The sequence below is a fragment of the Paucibacter sp. Y2R2-4 genome, assembly GCF_025717535.1.
Lineage (GTDB): Bacteria > Pseudomonadota > Gammaproteobacteria > Burkholderiales > Burkholderiaceae_C > Paucibacter_A.
In genome coordinates this window covers 534,762-555,058 of record NZ_JAJIRO010000002.1, presented here as the reverse complement: position 1 = coordinate 555,058, position 20,297 = coordinate 534,762, and the positions used below count along the sequence as shown (strand labels likewise).

The window sequence follows — 20,297 nt, the reverse complement described above, 5'->3', positions numbered from 1 at the left end:
TGAAATCATGGCCAAGCAAGTGCAAGAAGCCTATATCTGCGCCGCCACCCGTCTGCCCATCGGCAAGTCGGGCCGGGGCTACTACAAGAACACCCGTCCGGACGAGATGCTGGTGCGCGCCATGCAAGCCGCGCTGGCTCAGGTGCCAACGCTGGACCCTGCCGCGATTGAAGACGCCATCGTCGGCTGCTCCTTCCCTGAAGGCGAACAGGGCATGAACATCGCCCGCGTCGGCGCGGTGCTGGCCGGCCTGCCCAATAGCGTGGGTGGCGTGACGGTGAACCGCTACTGCGCCTCCGGCATCACCGCCTTGCAAATGGCTGCCGATCGCATCCGCGTCGGCGAAGCCGAGGTGATGATCGCCGCCGGCGTGGAGTCCATGAGCATGGTGCCGATGGGTGGCAACAAGCCCTCGCTGTCTCCGCTGATTTTCGAGCGTGACGAGAACATCGGCATCGCCTACGGCATGGGCTTGACCGCCGAGAAGGTGGCTCAGCAGTGGAAGATCAGCCGCGAAGCGCAAGACGAGTTCGCGCTGCAATCGCATCTGCGCGCCCTGGCCGCGATGGAAGCCGGCCACTTCGCCGCCGAAATCACGCCGTTCGAACTGATCGAGCGTCTGCCGAATTTGGCCGATGGTTCGGTGATCGAAAAGCGCCGCACCGTCAGCCTGGACGAAGGCGCCCGCAAGGATACCTCGCTAGAAGGCTTGGGCAAGCTGCGTCCGGTGTTCGCCGCCAAGGGCAGTGTCACCGCCGGCAACAGCTCGCAAACCTCGGACGGCGCTGGCGCCCTGATCGTGGCCTCGGAAGCCGCTGTCAAGCGCTTCGGTCTGACCCCGCTGGCTCGTTTCGTTAGCTTCGCCGTGCGCGGCGTGCCGCCCGAAATCATGGGCATCGGCCCGATCGAAGCCATCCCCGCCGCCTTGAAGTTGGCCGGCATCTCGGCCGCGGACCTGGACTGGGTTGAGCTGAACGAAGCCTTCGCTGCGCAGTCGTTGGCTGTGCTGAACGATCTGGACAGCAAGGGCATCTCGCTGGACCGCGCCAAGGTCAACCCGAACGGCGGCGCGATCGCCCTGGGTCACCCGCTGGGTGCGACCGGTGCCATCCGTGCGGCTTCGGTCATCCACGGTCTGCGTCGCACCGGCGGCAAGTACGGCATGGTGACCATGTGCGTCGGCGCCGGCCAAGGCGCGGCTGGCATTCTCGAGCGCGTCTGAGATGCAGAACGAGAGACGCCGGCTGTTGCGAGCGACGCCCGCGCTGTTGGCGTCTCCCGCGGTTCTGCTCACCGGCTGTGCCGGGGATCTGAAGACCTTCAAGACCTGGAAGCAGGCGCGCCAGGCGGTCTTTGACCTGCTGTTTGGCGCGCCCAAGCTGATGCAAAGCCCCTGGTCGCTGGCGCAATTGCTGCAGCACCTGGCGCAGAGCATCGAGTATTCGGTGCAAGGCTATCCTGAGCTCAAACCAGCTTGGTTTCGATCGACAGCGGGTCAGGCGGCTTGGGCTTTTTTCAACGCTCGCGGCAGCATGTCGCACAACTTGGAGGAGCCGATTCCGGGCGCGCCGGCTTTGGATGCTGAGCTCAGCTTGAAGCTGGCCGTGCAGCGCATGCTCGACGCCATGGACGCTTTTGCGGCGCACAAGGGCGAGTACGCGCCGCACTTTGCCTATGGGCCCTTGAGTCGTGAAGACTATGAGCGTGCCCACCTGATGCATCTGGCCAACCACTGGCAGCAACTCGGCAACAAAGGCTGATCTGGCCGCCAGCCTGGCAAGGCATGACCCCGTGATCCGGGACAATGTCGCCCAATAGGAGATTCACCCATGAGCATCAAGACCGCGATTCACAACGGTGTGGCAACGATTGAAATCGCTCGCCCCGAGAAAAAAAACGCGCTGACCCGCGAGATGTACCAGACCATGGCCGATGCCTTGGTCGCCGCCAACAGCGCCAAGTCGGTGCGGGCGGTGCTGATCCAGGGCCAGCCCGAAATCTTCACCTCCGGCAATGACATCGAAGACTTCATGAGCAGCCCGCCGCGCGATGAAGACGCGCCGGTGTTCCAGTTCATGCGCGCCCTGGTCGGCTGCGAGAAGCCGGTGGTGGCGGCCGTGACCGGTGCAGCGATTGGCATCGGCACCACGTTGCTTTTCCATTGCGACTTTGTCTTTGTGTCAGATGAATCGCGCTTGGCCATGCCTTTTGTGGGTTTGGGCCTGGTGCCTGAGTTCGCCTCCAGCCTGGTGGTGCCGCGCCTGATGGGCCACGTCAAGGCGGCAGAGAAGCTGCTGCTGGGCGACCCCTTCACCGGCGCCGAAGCAGCCGAATGCGGCATTGCCAACCGGGTTCTGCCGGCTGCCGAAGTGCAGGCCCATGCGCGCCGCGTGGCAGAACGCTTCAATGCACTGGCGCCCAGCGCTGTGCGTGAAAGCAAGCGCCTGATGCGCCGCCACAGCGCCGACGAAGTGATGGAAACCATCAAGGTCGAAGCTGAAATCTTCGGCGCCCGCCTGCGCTCGCCGGAGGCGATGGAAGCCTTCCAGGCCTTCTTCCAAAAGCGCCAGCCGGACTTCAGTCAGTTCGAGTGAAGCTGCTGCTGGCCAAGGCCGCGCTGGCGCCGCTGCTGCTCCTGCAAGGGCGCCAGGTGCGCCGCAAGGCGCTGCGCCTGCCCGAGGCCACAGGCCCTCGCCACGGCGAAGTGGGTGATGGTGAGCTCATGCTGCGCCTGCTGATCGTCGGCGATTCTTCGGGCGCCGGTGTTGGCGCCAGCCACCAAGATGAGGCACTGGCAGGGCGCTTGAGTCGCGCCTTGGCCCGCCGACTGGGCGGCCGGGTCCGCTGGCAATTGGTGGCCCGAACCGGGCACAACAGTGCGCAGGCTTTGATCCATCTGCAATCCACCGACTTGCAGGCCGCCGATGTCTTGGTGACCGCCTTGGGTGTCAACGATGTGGTCGGCCAAGTCGGGCCACATTCCTGGCTGCAGACCTTGCAGGCTATCGATGCGCATGCGCGGCAGGTGGCCGGTGTGCGCTACACCTTGCACAGCGCCATCCCGCCAATGCATGCCTTTCCGCTCTTGCCCCAGCCTTTGCGCTGGTGGATGGGGGCGCAGGCGATGCGCTTGAATCAGCGCCTAGGGCTGGCGCTGGCAGGCACGGCGGAGCGCGGTGTTCAAGCCATGCCCGATGAACTTCACGGTGCTCAGAACCGCGAGGCGGTGCAGGCCTTGATGGCCCCCGATGGTTTTCATCCGGGGCCGGCCGGCTACCGGCTCTGGGCAGAGAGCCTGAGCGAGCGCATCGCGCTCGAAGCCTTCAAGGATGCTTGAGCAGCGTTCTTGAAGATGTCAGGCCGACAGGCCAATATGGCGCGGCTTGCCCGAGTGGTCGATGGCCACAAAGGTCAGCTCGGCCTCGGTGACCTTCACCACCTCAGGGTTGGCGGGGTTGCGCTCGGCCACCACCTCAACACGCACGGTGATGGAGGTGCGGCCAACGCGGGTCACTTGCGAGTAGAACGACAGCAGGTCACCAATCGACACCGGCTGCTTGAACAAAAACTCCTTCACCGCCACGGTCGCCACGCGGCCTTTGGACAGACGCGCCGGCAAGATGGAGCCCGCAATGTCCACCTGCGCCATGATCCAGCCGCCGAATACGTCGCCGTTGTGGTTGGCGTCGGCCGGCATCGGCATGACGCGCAGCACCAATTCCCTGGGCATGACGGGTGCGGCTGTGGGGGCTGAGGTATCGGGAGAATTTACTGCGTCTGACATAAGGCTTCCTGAGAGAATTGCCCGCCATTCTCGGTGACAGTCCGCCAATCACAAAGCCCATGCGCCCTAGCAACTCCGCGTCATCAGCCCTTCCCGCCATCCCAGGCGCCGCTTCCTCGCCTTCGGAACGCTCTGACTGGTCAACGATCAAGAAGTTGCTGCCCTATCTCTGGCAATACCGTTGGCGTGTGGGTATTGCATTGGTCTTCATGCTTTGCGCCAAGCTCAGCAATGTGGGCGTGCCGTTATTGCTGAAGTCCTTGGTGGACAACCTGTCGATCAAGCCAGGTTCGGCGGCCAGTGTTGCCGTGCTGCCCCTGGGTTTGCTCGTGGCCTACGGTGCCTTGCGCTTGATGACTTCGCTGTTCACCGAGTTGCGCGAGCTGATTTTTGCCAAGGCCACCGAGGGCACGGCGCGCAGCATTTCGCTGCAGGTGTTTCGCCATCTGCATGACTTGAGCCTGCGCTTCCATCTGGAGCGCCAAACCGGCGGCATGACGCGTGACATCGAGCGCGGCACGCGGGCGGTGCATTCGCTGATCTCCTATTCGCTCTACAGCATCGTTCCCACTTTGATTGAAGTGGCGCTGGTTTTGAGCCTCTTGGCCATCAAGTTTGACGCTTGGTTTGCCTGGATCACACTGGCCGCATTGGCGCTCTACATCACCTTCACCGTCACGGTGACCGAGTGGCGCACCAAGTTCCGCAAGCAGCTCAATGAGTTGGATTCGGTGGCGCACAGCCGCGCCATCGATTCGCTGCTGAACTTCGAAACGGTCAAGTACTTCAATAACGAAGACTTCGAAGCCAGCCGCTACGACAGCAGCTTGGAGAAGTTGCGCCGCGCTCAGCTGAAGGCTCAGTCGACACTGTCGCTGCTCAATACCGGCCAGCAGCTGATCATCGCCACGGCCCTGGTCTTGATGTTGTGGCGCGCCACCGAGGGGGTGGTGTCGGGGCAAATGAGTTTGGGCGATCTGGTCATGGTGAACGCCTTCATGATCCAGCTCTACATTCCTTTGAACTTCCTGGGCGTGATCTACCGAGAGATCAAGCAAAGCCTGACCGACTTGGACAAGATGTTCACCCTCTTGGAGCGCGAGCGCGAGGTGGCCGATGGAGCCGGAGCGGTGCCACTGAAAATAGGTGGCGCGGCGGTGCGCTTTGAGAATGTCAGCTTTGCCTACGACAAGACTCGGCCTATCTTGCACGGCGTGAGCTTTGACATCCCCGCCGGCAAGAAGGTGGCGGTCGTAGGCCCCAGTGGCTCCGGCAAAAGCACGTTGGCACGCCTGCTCTTTCGCTTCTATGACATTGATGGTGGCAGCATCAGCATCGACGGCCAGGAATTGCGCTCGGTGACGCAAAGCAGCTTGCGTCGCGCCATCGGCATCGTGCCGCAGGACACGGTGCTCTTCAACGACACCATTGCCTACAACATTGCCTATGGCCGCCCCGGCGCGACCCAGCAAGAGGTGGAGGCAGCGGCCAAGTCAGCCCATATTCATGATTTCATCGCCGCCAGCCCGAAAGGCTATGAGACCATGGTCGGCGAGCGCGGCCTCAAGCTCAGCGGCGGCGAGAAGCAGCGCGTGGCCATCGCACGCACGCTGCTGAAGAACCCGCCGATTCTGATTTTTGATGAAGCGACTTCCGCGCTGGACTCCAGCAACGAACGCGCCATTCAAGCGGAGTTGGAGTCGGCGGCGCAGAACAAAACAGTGCTGGTGATCGCGCATCGCTTGTCCACCGTGGTCGACGCGCATGAAATCCTGGTGCTTGAAGCAGGCCGCATCGTCGAGCGCGGTCATCATGAGCAATTGCTGGCGCTGCAGGGGACTTACGCACGCATGTGGCGACTGCAGCAAAGCGGCGGCGACACGGCGGAGGTCGCCGCATAGGCAAGGCGTTGCTCAATGAAAAAAGAAGGCCACGCATTGCGTGGCCTTTTCGCTGGGCCTGTGAGGGCTGAATCGGGGTCTGCGGTCTCAGCGGACGCGGCGCTTGCGGCTCCATGCGAGGGCACCCAGGGCAGCCAGACTCAGCGCCATGCCGCCAGGTTCTGGGACAGGATTGCCGCCCTGATTGAGTTGCAGGCGGATGTCGTCAAACAAGAATTGACCATCGTTGCCGCTAATACGAATCGAATGTGCAACACCTGAAAACTGCACTCCGGCTGGCGTCCAATTGCAAAGCCAGCCTGGCCGAATGACGCATTGCGCCCCCTCTATCAGATCGACGCTACCGAGTACGTCACCCAGCCCATCAGCGTTTGAGAAGATGGAAATTTGGCCTTTGCCTGAGATGGAGGCTGCATACAGCAAGGAAAAATCTGTGTCGAAACCTTCGGCGACATTGATCACAAACGCCTGATCGGCTTGCGTAGGCGGAGCATCAGGATTGAGCGCCAAGTGCAGGGCTCCACGGGTCAGACTCTTGTTATTGGCGTCCAAACCGCGGAAGAAATTGCCGTCACCTGGATTGCTCTGTGCAATCTTGCTGGCCATGCTCCAAGCATTTTTGCTAAAGCTGATGCCCTGGGCCGCATACGGGTTGCCCAACGTCATATCGGTGGTCGCAGCAGGCACGGACTCAAAGTCCAGCAAGGTGGTGCCAGCAAAGGCCGGCAGAGTCAGCGCCAAAAGCGCGCTAGCGATGAACTTCTGAGTCACTGGTTGCATGATGCTCGGGCTCCGTAGTTTTGGCGCCAGTTGTACGCCCTGTCTGTGTCAACTGTACTCAGGCCGGACCTGATTCTTTTGGCGGCTCACCCCCTCTGTTGCGGGGTGAGGAATCCCCTCATTCAAGTCATGCACGGACGCAAACTGAATGTGAGGCGCATGGGTAAATCGTGGAGCAAAGAGGGGCGGCTACACTGAAGGCGTGGAAACCAAATGGCTTGAAGATTTCGTCAGCTTGGCCGAGACGCGCAGCTTTTCGCGCTCCGCCCAACTGAGGCATGTGACCCAACCGGCGTTCTCGCGCCGCATTCAGGCGCTAGAAGCCTGGGCCGGGGTCGATCTGGTTGATCGCTCCTCCTACCCCACGCGCTTGACCGGCGCGGGCGAAACCCTGCTGGGGCAGGCGGTCGAGATCCTGGGCAATCTGCAGGCGACGCGAAACATGCTGCGCAGCCACCAGTCGGCCGGGCAGGACATGATCGAGTTTGCGGTGCCGCATTCGCTGGCTTTCAGCTTCTTCCCGCATTGGCTGATGGGCTTGCGCCAGCGGTTTGGGGCTCTCAAATGCCGCCTCAATGCACTCAATGTGCATGACGCGATGTCCCAGCTGAGCGAGGGCAATTGCGATCTGCTGATCGTCTATCACCACGCCAGCCAGCCGCTGCAACTGGACCCTGAGCGCTACCAGATGGCCTCGCTGGGCCAAGAAACCTTGGCCGCCTACGCCAAGGCCGACAGCCGTGGCGAGCCGATGTTTCGCCTGCCCGGGCACCCGGGCCAGAAGCTGCCGTTCCTGAGCTATGCCTCCGGCGCCTATTTGGGCCGGCTGGTTGAGTTGGTGGTCAAGGCCTCGTCCGTGCCCCTGAATTTGGACGCCATCTATGAAACCGATATGGCCGAAGGGCTCAAGGCCATGGCTCTTGAAGGCCACGGTTTGACCTTTTTGCCCGCCAGCTCGGTGGCCGTTGAATTGGCCTCACGTCGCCTGGTTCGCGCCGCGCCTGACGGCGAGTTCGAGCTGACCATGGAGTTGCGTATCTACCGCGAGCGCCCTGAGCTGTCGCGTCGCAACAAGCCAGCCTCATTGGCCTTGTGGAATTTCTTGACGGCCACATGAGTGGCGTGGATTCGTAGAAACACGTATTCGCCGCGCCGCCCGGGCGTGGTCTGCTCTACCCTCAGTATTCTCAGTACCTGCCACCTTTGAAATTGGAGCGTTTATGACCAAGAAAACACTGCTTGTCCTCGCACTGGCTGCAGCCACCGGCCTGGCCCATGCCGAAGACACGCTGAAGAAAATCAAAGACAGCGGCAGCGTCACCATGGGCGTGCGCGAGTCCTCCGGTGCTTTGTCCTACACCCTGGGTGACGGCAAGTTCGTGGGCTACCACGTTGAGATCTGCGAGAAGGTCTTGCAAGATGTGCGCAAACAGCTGGGGCTGAGCTCGATGAGCATCAAGTACCAGCCCGTCACATCGCAAAACCGCATTCCGCTGGTGCAAAACGGCACGGTCGACATCGAGTGCGGCTCCACCACCAACAACGCCACCCGTCAAAAAGACGTGTCCTTTGCGGTCACCACATTTGTGGAAGAAGTGCGTATCTTGGTCAAGGCCAACTCGGGCATCACCAATATCAATCAGCTGAATGGCAAGAACGTCGCCACCACGACCGGCACAACCTCGGTGCAAACACTGCGCAAGCATGAGCGCGCCACCGGTGTGGACTTCAAGGAAGTGTTTGGCAAGGACCATGCCGACAGCTTCTTGCTGCTGGAATCGGGCCGCGCTGACGCCTTCGTGATGGACGGCGCGATCTTGTCGGGCCTGGCGGCCAAGGCCAAGAACCCGGCTGATTTCAAGATCGTCGGTGAAGTGCTTGCTGTTGAGCCCATCGCCATCATGATTCGCAAGGATGACCCCGCCTTCAAGAAGGCCGTGGACGACAGCATCATGGCTCAGATGAAGTCCGGCGATATCGCCAAGACTTGGAGCAAATGGTTCGAGCAGCCGATTCCGCCGACCAACACCAAGGTGGGCATGCCCGCCAACGAAAACACCAAGAAGGCCTGGGCCAACCCGAACGACAAGCCGGCCGAAGACTACGCCAAGAAGTGATGCGCTAAGCGCAGCACCCGACCAGCAGGCCGCCCAGCAAGTGTTCGGGCGGCCTTGTAGTTTTTTGAAGGAGAAGTGCCTTGTCTAATTGGGATTGGCAGGTGTTCTGTAAAGACACCATTGACCAGGAGGTGGTACCGCGCTGCTTTGGCAGCGGTGGCTCCATCACCTATCTGGACTGGATGATGTCCGCCTGGGGCTGGACCCTGTCGGTCTCGGGCCTGGCTCTGATCGTCGCCATGTTCTTTGGTGTCTTGATCGGTATCGCTCGCACCACGCCTAGCAAATGGCTGGTCTTGTTGGGCGACAGCTGGACCGAGTTGTTTCGCAATATTCCGGTGCTGGTGCAGGTGTTCCTCTGGTACTTCGTGGTGCCTGAGTTGCTGCCCTTTATGAAGCAGGTGCCGAGTTTCTTGCTGGTGGTGTTGGGCCTGGGTTTCTTCACTTCGGCGCGGATTTCTGAGCAGGTCAAGGCCGGCATTCAAAGCCTGCCCAAGGGCCAGACTTATGCCGGTTTGGCCATGGGTTTCACCTTGCCGCAAACCTATCGCTATGTGATCTTGCCGGTGGCTTTGCGCATCGTGATCCCGCCGCTGACCAGCGAGGCCATGGGCATTGTGAAGAACTCGGCGGTGGCCTTTGCGGTCTCGGTGCCTGAGCTGATCATGTTCGCCCGCCAAGCGCAGGAAGAAACCTCCAAGGGTATTGAGATCTATCTGGCGGTGACGGCGCTGTATTTCATTTCTTCGATTGCGATTTTTGCGGTGGCCCGATTCATCGAACTGCGCGCTCGCGTGCCTGGCATGGTGGGGAGCAGCCAATCATGAATTTGGATTTTGCTTTCCTCAACTGGGGCATCGTCAGCAGCTATGTGCTGAAGGGCCTGTACTTCTCGGTTCAGCTGACCCTGATCGCCATGGTGGGCGGCATTGCGCTGGGCACCGTGCTGGCTTTGATGCGCTTGTCCGGCAAGTCTTGGCTGGCCTTGCCGGCCGCCGCTTACATCAACACCATGCGCAGCATTCCGCTGGTGATGGTGATTCTGTGGTTCTTCTTGCTGATCCCCTTTGTGATCGGGCGGCCGCTGGGCGCAGAGATATCGGCCATTTTGACCTTCACCCTGTTCGAGGCCGCCTATTACGCTGAGATCATGCGGGCCGGTATTCAAAGCGTGCCCAAGGGCCAGACCTATGCCGGCTACGCCATGGGCATGAGTTATGGCCAGACCATGCAGTTGGTGGTCTTGCCGCAGGCCTTCCGCAATATGTTGCCGGTGCTGCTGACCCAAACCATCATCTTGTTCCAAGACACCTCCTTGGTCTATGCGATTGGCGCTTACGACTTGTTGAAGGGTTTTGAAACTGCGGGCCGTAACTTCAATCGCCCGGTGGAAACCTATTTGGTAGCCACGGCCATTTACTTCCTGATCTGCTTCAGCATGTCCATGCTGGTGCGCCGACTGCAAAAGAAGATTGCCATCATCCGCTGATGCTGGACTGGAGTTTCAAATGATCGATATCAAAAACGTTTCCAAGTGGTACGGCCAATTCCAGGTGCTGACCGATTGCACGACCAGCATCCAAAAAGGCGAGGTGGTGGTGGTGTGCGGCCCCTCGGGTTCGGGCAAGTCCACGCTGATCAAGACCGTCAATGCGCTGGAGCCTTTCCAAAAGGGCGACATCATTGTTGACGGCATTTCTCTGGCCGACCCCAAGACCAAGCTGCCCAAGCTGCGCTCGCGCGTTGGCATGGTGTTTCAGCACTTCGAGTTGTTCCCGCATTTGAGCGTGACCGAGAACCTGACCATCGCGCAGATCAAAGTGCTGGGCCGTACGCCCGATGAAGCCAAGGTTCGTGGCCTGAAGATGTTGGACCGAGTCGGCTTGTCAGCGCACAAAGACAAGTTCCCTGGCCAGCTGTCTGGCGGCCAGCAGCAGCGCGTGGCGATTGCGCGTGCGTTGTCTATGGACCCCATCGTGATGCTGTTTGACGAGCCGACCTCGGCGCTGGACCCCGAGATGGTGGGTGAAGTGTTGGACGTGATGGTCAAGCTGGCCGAAGAAGGCATGACCATGATGTGCGTGACGCACGAAATGGGCTTTGCCAAACGCGTCAGTCACCGTGTCATCTTCATGGACGCCGGCAAGATCGTCGAAGACTGCAAACGCGAAGACTTCTTCGGCAAGCCCGACGAGCGCAGCCCGCGTGCCAAAGACTTCCTGGCGAAGATCTTGCAGCACTGATGGTTTGACACAGCGGGGAGCGCCTCGTTTCGGGCGACTCCTCAACTTGTATGGCCCGCCTAGGCTTCTTGTCTAGCGGGCCATTTTCAATTGCGGTTGATCCTGCTGTTTCTGCAGTTGGTCGTTTGCCGCTGGGTGGCGAGGGCTTGCGCCATTAGGCTGTCGGCCATTCCGGTTTGAATGTGTGCCATGTCTCGTACTGCTCGTCCTTTTGTCGCTTCCGCTTCCCGCTTGCTTTGTCCCTTGCTCATGCTGCTGGCCAGCACCCTGGCCTCGGCCGCCGAGCCCAGCGAAGAAGAGCTGCCAGCTGCCAAGATCATCCCCCGCAATGCCCCGCTGCTGGAGTTGCAGCAGGTGCAGACGCAAGGTGAATCGACCCTGCCGCGCGAACGCAAGACCTTGGCGCAGATTTTCAAGGCTCAAGCGCTGTTTCAAAAACATCAGGGCTTGGCGCCGAAGGCGGAACTGAAGTTCCGGGTCTATGCGCGCCAGTACGCTTCAGACGTGGATCGCGCCGATTTGGCCTTGGTCGGCGAGCAAGGCCGAACCCCGATTGCCCTGGACGATCAACATCTTTTCGCGGCCGACCCGGCCTGGCGCAAGTTAGATCAAGACAGCGTGGTGCGCAGCCGCTTGGCGGAAGGTCGCATCACTTGGCGCCCCGATATCCGCAGCCCCGGTGTGCCCGAGGGTGAGCGCCGCTTGGGCGATTTGCGACTGCAATGCCCCATCGCCTTTGCCAGCGGCTTGGCGCGTACGGATTCGTCCTGGCAGCGGTTCTTGCAGTCGGTGTTTAGGCCCGGCCATGAGCAATGCGAAGAGAACGCCTGGAGTCCCAGCAACTTCGCCGATGCCCCGATCTTCTCGGTCACGCTGATCGACGGCGAGCGGCGCTTGCGTTTGAACCATCGCATGTTGCATGGTCTGTTTGATGATAGTGGGGAGAATTACGACTGGGGTTTCTTGCTGCGTGACCGTATGTTCCGCCTGCCCATGGGCGACAAGTCTTGGTCCGATGAGACTCGGGTGGTTTTTGAAACCATGGACTCGCCGGCCCTCATGCCAGTGAAGGAGTTGCAAGCCTCCAAGCATCGTTTCGCCGAGGCGGCCAAGTCCTGGAAGATTGGGGAAACCCACGTAGACCAAGTGACTGCTGCCTTGGGCAAAGGTCGACGGGTCAAGTTTGACCTTGGTCATCAGATCTTGCGTTACTGGCAAGCGGCGCCGAAAGAGACGGCGAGCAAGGACGCAGCCAAGAAAGACAGCACGGAGTCCGTGGCATTGCCTTCCTTGTCGACCTTGATGGCCGCGCGGTCAGCCATCAGCGCCATGCCCTCCGCGGCCGATATGAGCCAGAAGTCTGAGCAAGAGGTGCGGGCCGAGGTCGAGAAAATCAGTGCGGCTTTGCCGCCCTCGCTTTCGGCTGCAGCCTCTGCAACTGCAGCCGCTGCGGCCAAGGCAGCAACTGATGCGCCTGCTGCGCCAGAACGCGGGACCGAGTTGGTTTTGCTGTTCAATGAGCAAGGTCTGCTGCAGAGGCTTGGTTTCACTGAGCGGCGTTAATCGGGACTGAGCGCACGAGTTTTTGGGGGCTTGTAGCACTGAGTAAAGTTTGGGTTTTGCTTGTTCGGCACTGCATCCCGGGCAGCCGCCAGGCTCATGGCTCGGGGGCCGTCGCTTCGCGACGACTTCCCTGCGCTGCTCGCATCTTGGGGCTGGCGCAGAACTCACTTCACTCGCTGCGCTCGTTTCGTTCAAACATGCTGCGCCAAGTCGGAAATTGAAGCGCGCTTTGCGCGCGCCCCAAGCTGCTGTGCTGCTCGGCCCCTCACAAATCGCCCGTCAGCAGCCCAGGCTGCAGTGCGCTTGCATGGCAAGCGTTGGGCGTTTTCGGCGAGGGAGAAAACCAAATCCGTAGGTGGGCCGGCCCGCCGTCGGGCGATTTGTGCGCGGCCGAGGGCGCAGCGGACCGGGTCAGGCGCGCGCAGCGCGCTTCAACTTCTGACTTGGCGGCCCCTGTCTGAACGCAGTGAGCGCAGCGAACGAAGAGAGTTGGCCGCCGCTGACCCGCGCAGTGAGCAGCGAGGGGAGTCGGCTCGCCAGAGCCGACCCGGGCACTATGAGAACGGCGGCGGGCCGGTCCACCGAAGCGAAGCAGTGCGCTGTCAGTCGTTTGACTGGTGCCGGTGGTTACCTAGCGTGCTCAAAAGCCAAACAGATGAATCAGACTCGCTGGGAGTACTGCTGAGAGATTTGGGACAATCCCCCCATGGCCCAAACATCCACCCCCTCCGTGGCTGCGCAGCAGCTGAGCATCACCCGTCCTGACGACTGGCATTTGCATGTGCGCGATGGCGCGGCCATGCAAAGCGTCGTTCCCTATACGGCGCGCCAGTTTGGTCGAGCCATCATCATGCCGAACCTGCGTCCGCCGGTGACGACGGCCGAGCAAGCTGCAGCCTACCGTGAGCGAATTCTGGCGGCAGTTCCTGAAGGCCTGAACTTCCAGCCCTTGATGACGCTGTACCTGACCGACTTGACCCCGGTTGACGAGATCAAGCGTGCCAAGGATGCGGGCGTGGTGGCGCTCAAGCTCTATCCGGCCGGCGCCACCACCAATAGCGATGCGGGTGTGACCGACATCCGCAAGACCTACAAGGTGCTGGAAGCGATGCAGCGCGAAGGCCTGCTCTTCCTGGTGCACGGCGAAGTCACCGATCCTGAGATCGATGTGTTCGACCGCGAAGCCGTCTTCATTGACCGGGTGATGCAGCCGCTGCGTCGCGATATGCCGGAGCTGAAAGTGGTGTTCGAACACATCACGACCAAAGAGGCGGCCGACTATGTGTCAACGGCCGATGCCTACACCGCAGCGACGCTGACACCGCAACATCTGCTCTACAACCGTAACGCCATCTTCACCGGTGGCCTGCGCCCGCATTACTACTGCCTGCCGGTGCTCAAGCGTGAAGTCCATCGCCAAGCCTTGCTGAAGGCGGCGACCTCGGGCAGCAACAAGTTCTTCCTCGGCACCGACAGCGCGCCCCATGCTTCGCAGATGAAGGAAAACTCGGTCTGCGGCGCCGGCTGCTTCACCGCCGCTTCGGCTCTTGAACTGTATGCCGAGGCCTTCGAGGCCATGGGCGCTTTGGACAAGCTGGAGGCTTTCGCCAGCTTCAATGGCGCCGACTTCTACGGCTTGCCGCGCAATACCGACCGTGTCACCCTGGCCAAGCAAGACTGGACCCTGGCCAGCGCTGTGCCCTTTGGTGATGCACAGCTCAAGCCGCTGCGCGGCGGCGAAACCCTGGGCTGGAAACTGCTCTGAACCCGGCCCTGTTCCCCGCGCTTTTGCAAGTCGATTGGTCTGCGCCTTGGTTGGCGCCGTACCGCGCGCAGGGTCAGGTCTTGAGTGCAGACATAGCGGCGGGGGCCACAGTGGCCGAGGCCTTGAATGCGGCGCTGAAGAAACGCCTCGCCGAGGCCTCCATCGTCTTGCCCAAGGGCCCGCTGCGCTTTGTCCCCCAGGCCGAGTTGCCCGAGGGTGAAGCCTATGAAGCCTTCATCTATCGCACAGCCGCTGTGCCTACGCGCGACAACCTCCATGATCTGCTGAACGGCTTGATGTGGCTGCATTGGCCGCTGCTGAAGGCCGGCTTGAATGCGGGCCACAGCGTCGCTCTGGCCCGCATGGGCGGCGCGGTCGGGCCAGTGCGTGGCGCCTTGCGCGACGCGCTGACCGTGGTCGATGAAAACGCCGCCTTGTTGCGCGCGCCTGCGCCGCTGTGCGATGCTTTGGCGCGGCGCGACTGGCAAACGGTGTTCGTCAGCTTGCGGCCTCTTTGGGCTCAGGCGAGGCTGCAATTGATCGGCCACGCCTTGATGGAAAAGCTGCAGCAGCCGCGCAAGCCCATTTGCGCGCATGTCTTGCTTCAGCCGCTGCCGACAGAGCAATTGCCTGCGGAAGATTGGCCCGATGCGGCGCTGGATTTGGCGCTGCTGGAGCGCAAACCCTTTGTGCCGCTGCCGGTCTTGGGCGTGCCCGGCTGGTGGCCGGCCAATCAAAGCCCGGAGTTCTATGCGGACACCCAGGTTTTTCGCCCCTTGCCCAGCGCGCAAACCCGCTAGCATCGGCGCATCGGCGGGCTTTGAATGGCTCCGCCGCATTTCGGCCTTGGTGCCGCTCATTTCTTGATGGGATGCAAGCTTGCTGATCCACTTTAGCCCCAAGGGCAGGGCGCTGCGCCGTGCGTCGCAGCTTTTGTTAACGCTCAGTTTCAGCGTGGCCTGCAGCTTGGCTGCGGCGCAACTGAAGCCTGCTGCCGAGCTGCCGGCGGTGTCGCAGCCGGCTCCACAGCCGCCGGCCACTGCTGCTTCGGCGCCGGCCGCTGCGGTTTCGGCCAGTGCACGGCGCTTGTACGACAACTCGCGCTCGCAACTGCTGCAGATCCGCACGCTGTTGAAAAACCAAGACAGCCAGGCCTCGGTGGGCTCGGGCTTTTTGGTCAGCGAAGATGGCCATGTGCTGACCAATTATCACGTCATCAGCCAATTCGCCCTGGAGCCGGATCGCTATCGGCTGCGCTTTGCCACCACCGAGGGGATGGAAGGACAGCTGGAACTGCTGGACTTTGATGTGCGACGCGACTTGGCCCTGTTGCGCGCGGCACCCGGCGCCTTGAAGAACCGCGGCGCTTTGGGTTTTAGATCGCCCAGCCTGCCGCTGTCCAAGGGCGACCGCATCTATTCGATGGGCAATCCTCATGATGTGGCTTTTGCGGTGGTGGAAGGTAATTTCAACGGTCTGGTCGAGCGCAGCTTTGATCCGCTGATTTACTACTCCGGCAGCATCAACTCCGGCATGAGCGGTGGTCCCGTGGTGGACGAAGATGGGCGCGTGGTCGGCGTCAATGTCTCGGCCATGTTCTTCGCCCAGCAGATGAGTTTTTTGGTGCCGGGTCAGTTTGCGCAAGCTTTGTTCGAGCGCAGTCGCAATGCCAAACCGATGAACAGTCCGGCCTGGCCGCGTTTGCGCGAGCAGTTGTTGGCCTATCAAGATGAGTTGAGCCGCCGCTTTATCGCCCAGCCTTGGGCCTCGGCCGGCCATGCGCATTACCTTTTGCCAGTGCCGCAGGAGCAGTTCATGCGTTGCTGGGGGCGCGGCACACCGGCCGATACCAAGGGCCTGGAGTTTCAGCGCTCGCAATGTCGCATGGAGCATGCGGTCTTTGTCAGCGGCCAAATCCAGACCGGCTACCTCGATATGTCGCATGAGGCCTATGACGGCGCCAAGCTGGGCGCGATCCGTTTCGCCAAGCAGTACTCGGGGAGCTTTCGCAATGAGCGACTCGGGCGCGACGACAAGTTCCGCACCGCGCCTTTTTGCAAGGAGGAGTTTGTGTCTCGCGATGGTTTGCCCTTGCGCGCCGTGGTTTGCATGCGCGCCTACCGCAAGCTCAGCGGTCTGCATGATCTGAGTGTGCTGGTGACCACGGTCGATGCCTCAACCGAAGGGGCTTTGGGTCGCTTTGACGCTCGAGGCGTCAGCTTTGACAACGCGCTGAAACTGACCGCGCATTACCTGGAGGGCTTCGCGTGGAACAAGAAGAGCGCCAACAACAACGCATCGCGGTAATCGAAGTCCTGGGGCGCGATGGGCATCCGCGCCTGGTTCAACGCATCAGCGAATGGCCGGCGCGCATCGGCCGGGCGCCGCGTTGTGAGGTGGTTCTGGATGACGGCCATCTGGCCGCCGAACATGCCTGCCTGCATTGGGACGAGGCGGGCGGGCCACGGGTGGAGATGCTGAACAGCCTGAATGGCGGTTGGCACGGTGAGGCTCGGCTGCAAGCGGGGCAATCGGTTGAGCTGGGGGATAGCGCGTTACTTCAGCTGGGTACCACCCATCTGCGCTGGCGGCGCGACAGCGCAAGCTTGGCGCCGGAGCTGCCCATGCAGCAACACCAGCAGCGCGCCGCCAAGGTGGCGGCGGCCTGGGTGCCGGGTCTCGTGCTGCTGTGGCTGGGTTTGCTGTGGTTTGATCAATGGTCGGCCCTGAATCCGGGCTCGCCCTGGATTGAGTACAGCGGGGCGGTCTTGTTGCCGCTGATCGTGATCCTGGGCTGGTCGGCGGTTTGGGCGCTGGTGACGCAGGTGTTCCAGCATCGCTTCCCCTTTGTCACCCATTTGCGCCGCGCCTTGATCGGCGTGACCGGTCTGCACTTGGTGGCTTTGGTGCTGCCGCTGCTGGCCTATGCCTTCTCGCTGCCGCGTTTGATGGTGCTGGACGCGCTGGCCTTCCCCTGTGGCGTGGCGGCCTTGCTGTGGTGGCACGCCAGCCTGGTGTGGCCGCGTGCCCGTCGCGGGCTGGCGCTGGCGGTGGGGGCGTGCTTGTTGACCTTGCTGGTCTTGACCGTGGCCCGGCGCCAGGAGCAGCAGCATTGGCTGGGCCCCGCTTATTTGAGCAGTTTGCCGCCGCCGGCCTTCCGTTTGGTGGAGCCCAAGCCGGCGCAAGCCCTGCTCGATGCCTTGCGTCCCTTGGAGGCGGAATTGGCCCGCCAGGCCGACAAGGACAATGACAACCCCAGCGCCGAGATGGCCGGCGAAGACTGAGTTCTGCGCCTTCTAAAAAAAGCGGCCCGGGTTTGCACCCGGGCCGCTTTGCTTTTTTCAGGCGTCTGCTTTATGCGGGCAAGAAGCCTTCGATCGACAAATAGCGCTCGCCGGTGTCGTAGTTGAAGCCCAACACACGTGAGCCAGCCGGCAGTTCGGGCAGCTTCTTGGCGATGGCGGCCAGCGTGGCACCGCTGGAAATGCCCACCAACAGGCCCTCTTGCGAAGCGCTGCGGCGCGCATATTCACGCGCCTCTTCGGCCTCGACTTGGATCACGCCGTCCAACAGGCCGGTGTGCAAATTGGCGGGGATGAAGCCGGCGCCAATGCCTTGAATCGGGTGTGGGCTGGGCGCGCCGCCGCTGATCACCGGCGAGGCGGCGGGTTCCACCGCAAACACCTTCAGATTGGGCCAAGCTTTCTTCAGCACTTGAGCGCAGCCTGTGATGTGGCCGCCGGTGCCCACGCCGGTGATCAAGGCATCCAAGCCGGCCGGGAAGTCGGCCAAGATTTCTTCCGCGGTGCTGCGCACATGGACGGCGATATTGGCCGGGTTCTCAAACTGCTGGGGCATCCAGGATCCAGGGTGCTCGGCCATCAACTCCTGGGCGCGGGCGATAGCGCCCTTCATGCCTTTTTCGCGCGGCGTCAGGTCAAAACTGGCGCCATAAGCCAGCATCAGGCGGCGGCGCTCGACCGACATGCTGTCCGGCATCACCAGAATCAACTTGTAGCCCTTGACGGCGGCCACCATGGCCAAGCCCACGCCGGTATTGCCCGAGGTCGGCTCGATGATGGTGGCGCCGGGCTTGAGCAGGCCGCGCGCTTCGGCGTCTTCCACCATGGACAGGGCAATGCGGTCCTTGATCGAGCCGCCGGGATTGCTGCGCTCCGACTTCACCCAGACCTGGGCCTGCGCGCCGAACAGGCGCTGGATGCGGATATGCGGGGTGTTGCCAATGGTGGCGAGAACGCTGTCGGCTTTCATCAATGAACTCCTTGGGTGAGACAGAAGGTGAGAATTTTGTGCGGACCGTCATGCGCGCTTCAGTTCGCGACGGGGCTCCCTTTGCGCACCAGGGTGTACTCGGGGTGCTGCTCGGTCATCAAGAGAAAGAGGGCAAACACCGGGCCCGGCATATTGCGCGGGTCGCTGGCGCTCTCCAGGGCCTGCCAGGTGCGCGATTGCAGGCCGCCGCGGCTGCCGGCTTGCACCGGGTAGCCCATCAGCTGCGCGGCCTCCACCTGGCTCAGGCCGGCGGCCATGCGGGCGGCTTTCAGTTCATCGCCGGTGGGCGTGGGCAAGTCGATGGAGGTCAGGTGCGGCATGCGATCAGGGCTATCAGGGCTTTCGGTGAAGCCCGAATGGTAGAGGCAAAGAGGCGGCCTCGCTTGGGCGTTCTAAAGGCACTGAAGGCTGGGCGATAATGGCGGCTGTGAAGCAAGCCAGACCGCCGCTGGCCCGATCAGGGAAACCTGGGGCTGGAGGAAGGTCCGGACTGCATAGAGCGGCGTAGCAGCTAACGGCTGTCCGGCGTGAGCCGAGGATTAGAGCAACAGAGACGAGTCGATCAAACGTGCAGGGCGCAAGCCTTGCGGGACCGGAAGCGCAGCCTCCGGGGTCGGGTGAAACGGGCAATCTCTACGCGCAGCAACACCAAGTAGGCCAGTATTGATGCGGCTCGCAGAGCTGGCGGGTAGGTGGCACCGAGCCGGGCAGTGATGTCCGGCCAAGAGGAATGGCGGTCACAAGACCGGGCCCGCAAGGGCCAGGTCTTGCACAGAATCCGGCCTATCGGCTTGCTTCACTCTTTATTCATTGACACTGCAAGGCCAGGCTCAGCCGCGCCCTTGCAGCAGCGCCTCGATGGTTTCTTGCACCGCCAAGGCCTCGGCATAGCCGGGCAGACCATGCGGGCGGCCTTCGATCAGCGCCACCCATTGATCCAACTGGTCGCGCTGGCCATTCAGGCGCAAGTCGCCGTTCGACACCTCTTGCGGCAGCAAGTGTCCAGCCGCAGTACGAACTTCGATCTGGCTGAACCACTCCTGCAATTGAATCTGTCCCGCAGCCGCTTGCCAGCGCATGCGATTCAGGTCCGCCGGGACCTCGCCCGCGCCGCCGACGCTGCCTCGAATGCTCAGCGGCACGCCGGCCGCTTGCAATTCAGCCTGCAGTCCAATTTCTGCCGAAATGCCGTCGGCGGGGTATTGCACCCGGCTGCTGTGCACCTGGGCTGGGGCCAGCACGCGTTGCAGGGCAAAGATGAAGTGCGACAAGACTTCGCGGCTGAAGCCGCCCTCGATGCGCTCGCCCAGCCAAGCGCCAGCGGCCGCTTGCCAAGGGCGCGGCCAGGCGGCGAAAGCCAGCTCCAGCTCGATGGACTGCAAGTCCCCCAGTGGGCGCTCAGTACCCTTGCCGAATTGCGACTGCAGCAGGGCCAAACCTTTGGAGGAGGCCAAGGCAAAGTTCACCGCCGCGCGTTGGCCTTGCGCCTCGATGCGCGCAATGCAAGCGCGCGCGGCGTCAAAGGCCACCGTCAAGGGCTTTTCGCAAAACACCGCCAGCCCGGCGTCAAAGGCCAGTTCGGACAGCGCCATATGCGGCGCGGGTGGCGTGGCGATGTAGAGGCTGTGCAGGCCGGGCGAGGCAATCAGTGCTTCGGCACTGTCAGCGGCACGTAGCTCGGGATAGGCCTGCAAGGTGGCAGCGATGGCTGCCGGCTGAGCGTCCCAAACCGTGGTCGCGCGCAAGCGCGGGTGCGTGGCCAGGCGGGCCAGCATGCGCTGACCCATCACGCCCAGGCCGATCACCCCGATATTCAATTGACCTTCACTCATTGTTTGTTCGCCCAGCAAA

The 20,297-nt window shown here is 62.0% G+C and carries 20 protein-coding genes and 1 other RNA gene; 16 read left to right on the top strand and 5 right to left on the bottom strand.

Annotated features, from left to right (window positions below):
* Nucleotides 1-7: 7 nt before the first annotated feature.
* The 4 genes from LNV06_RS09395 (at nucleotide 8) to LNV06_RS09380 (ending at nucleotide 3,337) form a co-directional block, all read left to right on the top strand.
* A complete protein-coding gene (locus LNV06_RS09395) occupies nucleotides 8-1,222 on the top strand; it encodes an acetyl-CoA C-acyltransferase (RefSeq protein ID WP_263537990.1) in 1,215 nt (404 codons plus the stop codon).
* Between the two features lies 1 nt (nucleotide 1,223).
* Entirely contained in the window at nucleotides 1,224-1,760 is a 537-nt protein-coding gene (locus tag LNV06_RS09390) for a DUF1569 domain-containing protein (RefSeq protein WP_263537989.1), read from the top strand.
* A gap of 69 nt (nucleotides 1,761-1,829) precedes the next feature.
* Nucleotides 1,830-2,594, top strand: a complete 765-nt coding sequence (locus LNV06_RS09385; RefSeq protein ID WP_263537988.1) for an enoyl-CoA hydratase — start codon at nucleotides 1,830-1,832, stop codon at nucleotides 2,592-2,594.
* The gene (locus LNV06_RS09380) at nucleotides 2,591-3,337 is read left to right on the top strand and encodes an SGNH/GDSL hydrolase family protein (RefSeq protein ID WP_263537987.1); all 747 of its coding nucleotides are present in this window, start codon (nucleotides 2,591-2,593) and stop codon (nucleotides 3,335-3,337) included. The genes LNV06_RS09385 and LNV06_RS09380 overlap by 4 nt, the downstream gene beginning before the upstream one ends.
* 18 nt (nucleotides 3,338-3,355) lie before the next feature.
* Here the strand turns inward: LNV06_RS09380 and LNV06_RS09375 are convergent, their stop codons facing one another.
* On the bottom strand, nucleotides 3,356-3,730 hold the full coding sequence (locus tag LNV06_RS09375; RefSeq protein WP_263537986.1) for an acyl-CoA thioesterase: 375 nt from the start codon (nucleotides 3,728-3,730) through the stop codon (nucleotides 3,356-3,358).
* A 113-nt stretch (nucleotides 3,731-3,843) separates the two neighbouring features.
* Here LNV06_RS09375 and LNV06_RS09370 point away from each other — a divergent pair, with 113 nt between their 5' ends.
* Entirely contained in the window at nucleotides 3,844-5,685 is a 1,842-nt protein-coding gene (locus LNV06_RS09370) for an ABCB family ABC transporter ATP-binding protein/permease (protein WP_263537985.1), read from the top strand.
* An 87-nt stretch (nucleotides 5,686-5,772) separates the two neighbouring features.
* Here the strand turns inward: LNV06_RS09370 and LNV06_RS09365 are convergent, their stop codons facing one another.
* Nucleotides 5,773-6,390 carry a PEP-CTERM sorting domain-containing protein gene (locus LNV06_RS09365; protein WP_263537984.1) on the bottom strand — a complete coding sequence of 206 codons (618 nt, stop codon included), beginning with the start codon at nucleotides 6,388-6,390 and terminating at the stop codon, nucleotides 5,773-5,775.
* Between the two features lie 277 nt (nucleotides 6,391-6,667).
* Between LNV06_RS09365 and LNV06_RS09360 the strand changes: the two genes are divergently transcribed.
* From LNV06_RS09360 to LNV06_RS09315, 10 genes are all read left to right on the top strand, one after another.
* Entirely contained in the window at nucleotides 6,668-7,582 is a 915-nt protein-coding gene (locus LNV06_RS09360; RefSeq protein ID WP_263537983.1) for a LysR substrate-binding domain-containing protein, read from the top strand.
* A gap of 103 nt (nucleotides 7,583-7,685) precedes the next feature.
* Nucleotides 7,686-8,582, top strand: a complete 897-nt coding sequence (locus LNV06_RS09355; protein WP_263537982.1) for an amino acid ABC transporter substrate-binding protein — start codon at nucleotides 7,686-7,688, stop codon at nucleotides 8,580-8,582.
* A gap of 80 nt (nucleotides 8,583-8,662) precedes the next feature.
* Complete coding sequence (locus LNV06_RS09350; RefSeq protein ID WP_263537981.1) at nucleotides 8,663-9,409, top strand: amino acid ABC transporter permease; 747 nt, start codon at nucleotides 8,663-8,665, stop codon at nucleotides 9,407-9,409.
* Nucleotides 9,406-10,071 (top strand): amino acid ABC transporter permease, encoded by a 666-nt coding sequence (locus LNV06_RS09345; RefSeq protein WP_263537980.1) that lies wholly within the window; start codon nucleotides 9,406-9,408, stop codon nucleotides 10,069-10,071. Before LNV06_RS09350 ends, LNV06_RS09345 begins: the two co-directional genes overlap by 4 nt.
* A gap of 19 nt (nucleotides 10,072-10,090) precedes the next feature.
* Complete coding sequence (locus LNV06_RS09340) at nucleotides 10,091-10,825, top strand: amino acid ABC transporter ATP-binding protein (protein WP_263537979.1); 735 nt, start codon at nucleotides 10,091-10,093, stop codon at nucleotides 10,823-10,825.
* 189 nt (nucleotides 10,826-11,014) lie between these two features.
* Nucleotides 11,015-12,388, top strand: a complete 1,374-nt coding sequence (locus LNV06_RS09335; RefSeq protein ID WP_263537978.1) for a hypothetical protein — start codon at nucleotides 11,015-11,017, stop codon at nucleotides 12,386-12,388.
* A gap of 706 nt (nucleotides 12,389-13,094) precedes the next feature.
* A complete protein-coding gene (pyrC, locus tag LNV06_RS09330; RefSeq protein WP_263537977.1) occupies nucleotides 13,095-14,153 on the top strand; it encodes a dihydroorotase in 1,059 nt (352 codons plus the stop codon).
* 80 nt (nucleotides 14,154-14,233) lie between these two features.
* A complete protein-coding gene (locus LNV06_RS09325) occupies nucleotides 14,234-14,953 on the top strand; it encodes a DUF3025 domain-containing protein (protein WP_263537976.1) in 720 nt (239 codons plus the stop codon).
* A 79-nt stretch (nucleotides 14,954-15,032) separates the two neighbouring features.
* A complete protein-coding gene (locus LNV06_RS09320; RefSeq protein ID WP_263537975.1) occupies nucleotides 15,033-16,460 on the top strand; it encodes a S1 family peptidase in 1,428 nt (475 codons plus the stop codon).
* Nucleotides 16,421-17,437, top strand: a complete 1,017-nt coding sequence (locus LNV06_RS09315; protein WP_263537974.1) for an FHA domain-containing protein — start codon at nucleotides 16,421-16,423, stop codon at nucleotides 17,435-17,437. The genes LNV06_RS09320 and LNV06_RS09315 overlap by 40 nt, the downstream gene beginning before the upstream one ends.
* Nucleotides 17,438-17,507: 70 nt before the next feature.
* Here LNV06_RS09315 and cysK read toward each other — a convergent pair whose 3' ends face one another.
* Together cysK and LNV06_RS09305 are read right to left on the bottom strand one after the other, a co-directional pair.
* Entirely contained in the window at nucleotides 17,508-18,425 is a 918-nt protein-coding gene (cysK, locus tag LNV06_RS09310; RefSeq protein ID WP_263537973.1) for a cysteine synthase A, read from the bottom strand.
* A 59-nt stretch (nucleotides 18,426-18,484) separates the two neighbouring features.
* On the bottom strand, nucleotides 18,485-18,766 hold the full coding sequence (locus tag LNV06_RS09305) for a helix-turn-helix domain-containing protein (RefSeq protein WP_263537972.1): 282 nt from the start codon (nucleotides 18,764-18,766) through the stop codon (nucleotides 18,485-18,487).
* Between the two features lie 109 nt (nucleotides 18,767-18,875).
* On the opposite strand from LNV06_RS09305, the gene rnpB reads away from it, so the two are divergent.
* Nucleotides 18,876-19,248: RNase P RNA component class A (gene rnpB / locus LNV06_RS09300), an RNA gene on the top strand.
* Between the two features lie 28 nt (nucleotides 19,249-19,276).
* Here rnpB and LNV06_RS09295 read toward each other — a convergent pair.
* Nucleotides 19,277-20,278, bottom strand: coding sequence for a Gfo/Idh/MocA family protein (locus tag LNV06_RS09295; RefSeq protein WP_263537971.1), 1,002 nt, complete (start codon nucleotides 20,276-20,278; stop codon nucleotides 19,277-19,279).
* Nucleotides 20,279-20,297: the final 19 nt, after the last annotated feature.